The organism is Paenibacillus sp. 01T422, from assembly GCF_056398785.1.
Genome location: NZ_JBFTQB010000219.1, coordinates 1 through 7886, shown reverse-complemented (window position 1 = coordinate 7886; position 7886 = coordinate 1). Strand labels below are relative to the sequence as shown.

Below are 7886 nucleotides of genomic sequence, written 5' to 3'. Positions count from 1 at the left end.
CATGGACATCGTCCGCATAATCACCTGCGAAAGAAAAAGTTAGCTTCAAGTTGCCGACAGGTTGAGCTGCGAGATACTCTTTTTTGATCGTCACTTGCTTGCCGCTAATGCCATAATCCGTCGGATAAACAAGTGGTTTGGCACCATTCGAGATGCTACGTAAACTATCAGGATTGCCTAGAATGTTAACGCTCACATCTGCGGCAGCCATTTTGTTGAAGTCAGCGGCAGAGATATCGATCAGGTCGGATTGCTGCACTTTAAGCGCATCGAGCAGCATGAACTGGCCTGACTTTTTCACTGCTTTCAGCGTATGAATGCCAGGTGTCAAGTTCATAACGGTATAGACTTCTTGCTGGGCTACGTTATGCGAATTTGCCCCGTAAGTATGAGCAGTTCCATGAAGTTGACCATCTATGTAGATGTCCACGTCGCCTTGGCCTTGATCAACTTCTGTGACATAGGTAATACCTGTGCCATTAAAAGTGTAGGTGAAAAAATCGTTATTTTGCTCGACATAATGAACATCCTTGCCGTAGTCGTTAAAAGGGCGGTTTGTACTGCGGTTCCAAGCCCCGGTGTAGTGGATTTCCGAGTTGTCGTCATTGATGTAAGTGAACCTTCCAGGAGATGAGGAGTTGCTGATTGTTATGGCTAACGTTCGTGGACTTCCCGAACTGAAAGTGAAGGTCAAATTCGTTAGTCCAACAGGCAATTGGTTTAAAAAGGATTTTGAAATGTTCACAACACCGTTTGTAAATGTGTAGTCCTGACCAGCCGTTAAGCTGGCTGTATCGTTCATAATGCCTGTCAGACTGTTGCTGCTTCCAAGTGTTAATGTTGTAGTGATATCTGCTTGTGCAGATGTTTTCTTGTCAAAGGCGACAGCTGCAGGATTGAGTGAGGTTCCAGTGATGTCGATGGACAGTGATTGTGAGTCACCTCCGGCAAAAGCGAACGCTAGCTGGACAGGTTGCCCAGACGCCTGCTGGAGCAGGTATTCTTTGCTAATCGTCACAAGATTGCCGCCGCTTATCGTATAGTCGGTATTTGGCTGCAGAGCTACTGAGCCGTTGTTTATGTCAGTCAGTGAGCTTGCGCCAAGTAGTAAATTCGTCGTAATGTCTGTAGGCTGATCTTTGTCAAAACTGTTCGCAGAAGGTTGGCCAAGCAGCGTTTCGGTCGTCACCTTTAAGGCGTCAAGGATGAAATAATATTGACCGCTGCTATTTCTTACCCCTCTGATCGTATGTGGACCTTGCTGAAGATCAGTGATGCGATAAACCGAATATAGGCCGGATTGCTGCGGAGCTTCGGCATCGACGGTGCCTTTCAACTGCCCATCGATGTAAATGTCCATCCGTCCATTGGATGTGCCTTGCTCAGAGAAAACTTCAATGCCAGTACCTGTGAAGGAGTAGCTGAACTCCGGCTGCGCGCCGTTGTCGGATTCGCCGTAATGAACGTCATCGAGGTAGTCACCAAAGGGTCTTCCGCCGCTGTGCCCCCACTTGTTCGAATACTGGATCAATGGATCCGTATCATTGATATAAACGGCGTGAGAGACCGTAGCGTCAAAAGAATTAGCTTGCTGTGGAGCATTATTTCCGATTTGACTAGTAAGAAGAGCGGGAGAGGAGTCCGTAATGGCAATGGATAAGTCCTGAGCATCGCGCGCCAATTCTTTGCCGCCATTTCGTGTCCATGTGCCGGTGTATCTCACGCCTGTGTCGTCGTCATTGACGAAAGACGTGCCGCTTTGCGCCGTTACTTTGAACAAACGGGAAGCATGCGGCTCTAAGGAAACTGGGCCATAGCTTGAAGTGAAAGTGCCAAGCTCGCTATGGTTCCACAGGTCGCGAACAGAAGCTGAACCGCTCAAGCCGAGGTCGCTCCAATTAAAGGTGACAGGAGCTGCTTTGTTGCCTAGATTGAACAGGGCAACCGTGTAAGTACCGTCACCGTTATTCGCGTACCAAACTTGCTGATTGGTCGACGTTGATATCGGATGGACGGGGCGTCCAGCCTGATTAACCGCGATGACTTCATCATTCGTCAGCAAGTCAAGGCCATAGGCGTCGAGGTTGGACAGGTCGTCACCTGTATAGAACTGCGCGGCCGAGGCTGCCCACAATGTAGCCGCTGTTTGCCTTTCGTCTTTGGTCAAACCGGAGGTAGCGCCGTTGCCGACATTCAAGGAGTCGAAATCATTCCAGCCGCCAGGTCCGGCATCTCGCCACCATAATGCTGCGTCAGGGAACAATCGCGCAATATTGGCCCATTGCGTCATGCCGACCTCGCGGTCATAGGATTCCACATCCCAATCAACACGCCAGCCGTTAGCGTATTGTTTCCAATAATCCACGTAATTGTGGTCGAGAGCCCAAGACAGTTCGAACCAAATATTGTGTCTACTAAGGGCTGTTGACCAGGCTTTGACATCATCGCGCGCATCGATGCTGATATCGTTATGCCCGGAGCCCGGCGTGACGCTATCGAATTTGACGAAATCCACGCCCCAGGAAGCGATCTCATCTGCGACGGAGTCGATATATTTTTGGGCGCATGGATTGCTGAAATCAATTTTGTAGCCGATATTCCAGTAATCCGCGAACTTATAAGGCTTTACGACAATATCACCGATGGTACAACCAGGAGCATTATAAATAGGTAAGTTCTGAGTTACCGCATCAGGGGAGACCCCGGGAATCAAATAAAGACCGAGTTTTTGCCCATTTCCGTGGATGTAATCGACGAGATTCTGGAAGCCTCCGGGATACAGCGTCGTACTCGGCACCGGTCTGCCGTATTCGTCCATGCTGCCGTTCCAGCCCGCATCGATATTGATATATTTGTAACCGTGAGCCTGCAATTTCTCATGCATAGCATCAGACATCATCTTGATCTTTGTTTCGGAAATCCAGTTACCCGATGGACCGTCGTAGACCTGCATACTGTAACTGCTCCAGCCCATGTACGGCTTCTGAGCCAAGCCATTGTCTGCCGCTTTGACCTTGCCTTCGCCGGACGGGACGTAGCCGATCTGTGCAATGACAACGATAGCGAGCAGCAATCCCAGCCATAGCCTCCTTCGGCGTTGCAATCTGCTTTTCATCTTCACTTGTCTCCTTTGTCGTTGAAATGAATGTATTTATGTAAGCGCTACCGCACTTGCACATGTCCGATTATATAAGAACATTTCGGAATGTGGATAGGTACATTTCTGCCTTTAACCGTACCAATTGCCGTTTTTAAAATGAAACGCGCCGTCCCTTTTTACACTTTACGGACCGTTGGGTAGGTGCTTACCGCGGAGCCGCACAAGGGAAATAAAAAGAAGCTGTCACCAGTAGTAGCGTTAACTACAGGGGCAGCTTCTTGGATTCATTTCTTTCAATTTTCGTCCGATTTTAATGTTCAACCAAACTGTCTAGTGGCACTTCTTGTTCTTGCTCAGGTTGATCTAGTGGGTAAATTCTTGCGGTTTCATTTGTTTCATCGACATTTTGAATATAAATAGGAATGCCGTCGCAAGAAACGTTAGCCATGACTGGTGAGGCTGCAATTTGAGAGGCTCTTAGTTTATTCAAGTCAGTTAATCTCCTTCAGGAATTGTAAGGTCGGTTCTATTGTTGCCTCTCAAGCAAATAATTATTTGGCTAGCAAATAAAAAGAGGCTGAATTAGCTGTGAATATCAAAAGAGGTGTCCTAACAGCCAAATGCATGGCTATTGGGACACCTCTAATCGTTTCTTTTCTATTTAATCACACGACGCGCTGTCATGTAATGAGAATTCCAATAGGAGTTAATCGTAGTAATTTTCACGCCGCCAGCACCGTACGTGTTCAACATTTTGTTATTTCCAAGGTAAACGCCTACATGACCGACTCCTGATCTACCAGGTACGGAGAAGAACAGCAGATCGCCTTTCTTCCAATTACTTTTGGAAACAAAACTACCCATTTTGGATTGTTGAGCAGCTGTTCGCGGCAGGGTAACGCCGTATTTTCCGAAAATGAACTTCGTTAATGTCGAGCAGTCAAAGTTACGCGTTTGCCCAACTTGTGCACCGAATTTATATGGCGTGCCCAGATATCTTTTGCCTAAAGAGATAATGTTATCAGCTTTCGATGTTGAAGTAATTGTAGCATCAATAGTAGCCGTATCTGTATTAGTAGCAGCTTGAGTAGACTGTGGACTACTGATTACCCCTCCTGAGATAGCAATGGTGGCTCCAATTGTCATAATTGCTAAGCGCTTGCTCCATTTATGATGTAATTTCATAGTTGTTGTCCTCCTCCTTGTTATGGGCGCTAATTTCTTAGCTGAGCCTAGTATAGCAGACTGGGAGTCTCCTATAATTTGCTAGAAGAAGAGCAAACCTTGTGCTGGTAAGGGTCAAGCCCCCTTTATTAAAAAACGATGAGAATCTTCTAAAAAAATTATTCTTGACGAGTTTAATCGGGCAGAAAATCTTATAAATCAAGGGTTTAAGCTATGTATATGGAGTGAAATTCATCAAAAAACCCAGTTTATTTGTCGGCAAAGTTTCTTTACCTTTTACGAAAAATAATTACGTTCGCACTTGTTAATACTAGGTAGTGATGTATGTAGAAAGGGGGGATAATGGCATGAAAGAGACGCTTGCARTTGAGCTGAAAGCTGGAGATATCGATCTGAAGTTTGCACAGATTCACGCTTTTTTATCGCATACAGAGGACTTGAAAATGCAAAAGATCATCTTTAATAATCAATCGTGTGCTTTCATCTATGTAGAACCACTCGTGAAAATTGAACTCATTCAATTAAATATGATTAAGCCATTATTAGAATCAACATCCGGCGATTTCGAACAGATCGTAACTGCCTTCGGAGCTAAGAATTCGTCCGATGCCCATGAGATCGTGCAATCCTTACTTCTTGGCTTTTGTGTAATTCTCCAAGAGAATGAATCAGCCGCGTACATGCTGTCAGCAGTTCAGACGCAAGGTCGAACGATTGAAGAGCCCAAAGATGAGCAGATCATTAAGGGGTCGCATGAAGGTTTTATTGAAAGCCTGAATACCAATATCTATTTGCTGCGCAATCGAATCAAAAGTCCAAAACTGAAGGTGAAATACCTGACTTTAGGACAAGTCTCACATACGAAAGTAGCGATGGTCTATATGGAAGACATAGCTGATCCCAAAATCGTAGATGAATGTGAGAAGAGAGTAGCGGCAATCGAGCTTGACTATATTTACGCTGTAAGCAACATTGATGAAATGCTCGAAGAGCACCCGTTATCTCCTTTTCCACAAACCATGCAGACCGAAAGGCCTGATCGTGCAGCTTCCTACCTAATGGAAGGGAAAATCAATATCATTGTTGACGGTACTCCCAGCGTATTAGTACTTCCAATCACTTTTTTCTCATTTTTTCAAACGCCGGACGATTATAACGGGAGATGGATCATGGGCTCATTTTTCCGGGCCATTCGTTTCCTTAGCTTTCTTCTCGCGATTAGTTTGCCAGCCATCTATATTGCAATCGTATCCTACCATTCTGAAGTGCTTCCTATGGGGATTCTGTATTCTGTTCAGGTTTCTTTGACCTATGTGCCATTACCGCCAATCTTAGAAGCGCTCGTTATGCAGATCATTCTTGAACTGTTAAAAGAGGCTTCAATCCGCTTGCCTTCTCCCATTGCTCAAACAATAGGGATTGTGGGCGGGCTTGTTATTGGGACAGCCGTAGTGGAAGCCCAGCTTGTGTCTCATACCATGATTGTAGTCATTGGATTGACAGCGATTGCTTCCTTTACATCGCCATTAAGCGAGTTTGGAACAAGCTTAAGAATCGTAGGATTTCCCACGATGCTCGCCGCTGCATTGTTTGGCTTTTTCGGAATCTCCATCATGATGACGGTCGTTTTCATCCACCTTTGCAAGATGGAGACGTTGGGAGTTCCGTATTTCGCTCCATTCGGTCCTTTTCGTGGGAAAGATGGACTTAAGGATATGTATCTAAGACTGCCGATATGGAAACTCAACAAATATTCGCGAACCTCCAAATCTGGCTCCACGAAACCATTTTTTCTTAGGAGGTGGAAACGTACATGACTATTAGGATAAACAGATCCCAATTGTTTTTTTTGATGATTAAAACACAAATCGGTATTGGGCTGCTGTCATTGCCCTCACAAATTCAGAGTTCAGCAAAAGGGGATGCATGGATTTCAGTCCTGATAGCTGGCTTAGCCATACAACTCTTGCTGTTCATATACTGGAACTTGTTGAAAAAATTTCCTCAGCTCACTCTAAGGGAGATAACAATTCGGTTATTTGGATCATTTGTAGGTAAAACGCTTAACCTCCTCTATTATGTTTTTTTTATTCTCATAGCTGGATACGCGGCTACACTTTATATCCAATTAGTTCATACTTGGATGCTCACGTTCACACCTAGTTGGGTCTTACTCCTACTGATTATTGGTACAAGTATATATTTAGCTCTTGAGAATTTGCATGTTGTTGCAAGATTTTTTGTACTAACTTCCGCATTGTTTGGGGTCTTAATCGTGCTCAGCCTTTTTAATTTTTCGCATGACATGCATCCAAGTAACCTTTTACCGGTAGGGCAGTCGGGTGTTACGCAGATTTTCAAGGGTAGTGAGAAAACTTTTTTTTCCATGCTTGGTTTTGAAGTGATCCTTTACTTTTACTCACAAGTACAACCTGATTCAAAAAGATTGTTTGGCGTAATTTCATTAGCCAATGGGTTTGTAACGCTATTTTATGCCTATTTCGTATTGATTTGTTTGATTGGGTTCAGTCCGAAGGCATTAGCACAGATCAACGAACCGGTTTTGTACATATTTAAAGGGCAAACCTATCAGGTATTTGACCGACTGGATCTGATCTTTTTGTCCATTTGGTTTATACCAATGACAGCTACAATCGTTTCTTATCTCATCATAGCCGGAAAAAGTCTGACTGCAAATCAATCTTCCTATCGAAGGTTAGTATGGCTCAATGGATTGCTTGTTTTACTGATCGCTTGGTTTCTATCCACTTTAGAAAATCTGGATGTCTTTAGTAAATGGTTGGAGTATGGGTATCTAACGATGATTACTGTTATCCCACTTCTGTTATGGGTCGTGTCCAAATTGCCATCAAAGAGCAAAAAGGCGGGAGCTTTATGAAAAAAAAGCTATGTATAGCGATTTGTATAGTTGTTATTTCTATATCTATAACAGGGTGCTGGGATATCAATTACTTAACCAATAAGAAAATCGTAAACGGGATTAGCATAGATATCGGCAGCGATAATCAAATGAAGGCGACCGTAAGAGCGATTATTCTAAAGAGCAAAGGCGGCGGTCAATTTGATGTAAAAGATGAGTTTGTTCAAGATACAGGAGAATCCATTACCGCTATTGGTTCCAAAATCGATAGTATGCTTCCAGGCACGATTGAGGCAAGCAAAACGCATGTGATAATTATAGGGGAGGAACTCGCAAGGCAAGGCATTCTGCCTACGTTAGAGAGTTTTTACCGGAATCCGAAGGGTTTTCTAGCATCGAATATTCTAATAAGTGAAGGGTTAGCTTCTGAAGTATTGGCGTATAAAAATTTAGATAATAGTCCGCTTGCTTTTGGGATTATGCAGATGATTCATGGATCTGTCCGCAATTCAACTGTTCCTAAGATGACTATGTTTTCCTTATGGTCTCAAATCACAGATCCAGGGGAAGATGCATTGCTTCCATTGATTCGTAAAATAAAAGATAAAGCTTTAGTTATTGACAGTATAAGTTTATTTCACGGTGATAAGTATACGGGAATGAAACTGAATCGGGAAGAAAGCACGATGTTATTATTATTAAAAGATAAGTTAAATAAAC

General features: G+C 43.9%; 6 protein-coding genes. 3 read left to right on the top strand and 3 right to left on the bottom strand.

The annotated features are described in order from the left end of the window. From AC1DUA_RS14395 to AC1DUA_RS14385, 3 genes are all read right to left on the bottom strand, one after another. On the bottom strand, nt 1-3115 hold a 3115-nt coding region (locus AC1DUA_RS14395), incomplete at its 3' end, for a X2-like carbohydrate binding domain-containing protein (RefSeq protein WP_477500422.1). Nucleotides 3116-3410: 295 nt separating this feature from the next. Then, nucleotides 3411-3590, bottom strand: a complete 180-nt coding sequence (locus AC1DUA_RS14390; RefSeq protein WP_477500420.1) for an H-type small acid-soluble spore protein — start codon at nt 3588-3590, stop codon at nt 3411-3413. Nucleotides 3591-3757: 167 nt separating this feature from the next. Next, nucleotides 3758-4285 (bottom strand): C40 family peptidase, encoded by a 528-nt coding sequence (locus AC1DUA_RS14385; protein WP_477500419.1) that lies wholly within the window; start codon nt 4283-4285, stop codon nt 3758-3760. A gap of 347 nt (nt 4286-4632) precedes the next feature. Between AC1DUA_RS14385 and AC1DUA_RS14380 the strand changes: the two genes are divergently transcribed. The 3 genes from AC1DUA_RS14380 to AC1DUA_RS14370 all read left to right on the top strand — a co-directional run. After that, nucleotides 4633-6102, top strand: coding sequence for a spore germination protein (locus AC1DUA_RS14380; protein WP_477500418.1), 1470 nt, complete (start codon nt 4633-4635; stop codon nt 6100-6102). Then, on the top strand, nt 6099-7184 hold the full coding sequence (locus tag AC1DUA_RS14375; protein WP_477500417.1) for a GerAB/ArcD/ProY family transporter: 1086 nt from the start codon (nt 6099-6101) through the stop codon (nt 7182-7184). Before AC1DUA_RS14380 ends, AC1DUA_RS14375 begins: the two co-directional genes overlap by 4 nt. After that, on the top strand, nt 7181-7886 hold a 706-nt coding region (locus AC1DUA_RS14370), incomplete at its 3' end, for a Ger(x)C family spore germination protein (RefSeq protein ID WP_477500416.1). The genes AC1DUA_RS14375 and AC1DUA_RS14370, both read left to right, overlap by 4 nt.

Bases quoted from the DNA above. Each gene is read 5' to 3' on its own strand.
- AC1DUA_RS14385 (WP_477500419.1), bottom strand. From the start codon at position 4,285: ATGAAATTACATCATAAATGGAGCAAGCGCTTAGCAATTATGACAATT.
- AC1DUA_RS14375 (WP_477500417.1), top strand. From the start codon at position 6,099: ATGACTATTAGGATAAACAGATCCCAATTGTTTTTTTTGATGATTAAA.